Below are 601 nucleotides of genomic sequence, written 5' to 3' on the forward strand. Positions count from 1 at the left end.
CGTCCTCAGCCCTCCCCGCCACCCTGCTCACCGTCCTCACCACCGCGCTGGTCGCCGCCCTGGTCGTCACGACGCCGGCCGCCCCGGCGCGCGCCGACCCGGCCGTCCACGTAGACGGTGATCTTGTCCCAGTCGGCGTAGGCGGTGTTCGGGCCGTAGGAGTAGTCGTCGCTCTGGGTGAAGCTCTGCCAGTCCGCGCGGTAGAAGCGGAGCTGCAGGTCACTCGTGTGCTGGCCGGGGCTCAGGCTGCCCGTCGTGAAGCCCACCTCGAGGTACTGCGCGCCGCCCTCCTGCGGGACGAACCGGCCGGTGACCGTGGAGCAGCCGATCACCGCCCAGGAGCAGGCGAAGCGGTACGTCTCCGCGCCCGTGAGGTAGTAGCGGATCTTGACCTGGCCGAGCGGGACGGTGGTGGTGCCGTCGTTGTGCAGGCGCAGCCAGGGCTCCGCCTGGGCGGTGGTGGCGCCGGGGGCGCTGGTGCGGTACTGGAGGCGGACGGCCTGGTCGGCGCGCGCCGGGGCGGCCGGCGTCGTGACGACCAGGGCGGCGACCAGCGCGGTGGTGAGGACGGTGAGCAGGGTGGCGGGGAGGGCTGAGGACG

At 73.7% G+C, this 601-nt stretch carries 1 protein-coding gene; it reads right to left on the minus strand.

Annotated elements, in window-relative coordinates:
- Positions 1 to 5 precede the first annotated feature (5 nt).
- Positions 6 to 601: cellulose binding domain-containing protein (locus FAF44_RS53565; RefSeq protein ID WP_272896262.1), on the minus strand; the 596-nt coding region annotated here is incomplete at its 5' end.

Origin of the sequence: Nonomuraea sp. MG754425 (genome assembly GCF_021699195.1) — a bacterium.
Classification (GTDB): Bacteria; Actinomycetota; Actinomycetes; order Streptosporangiales; family Streptosporangiaceae; genus Nonomuraea.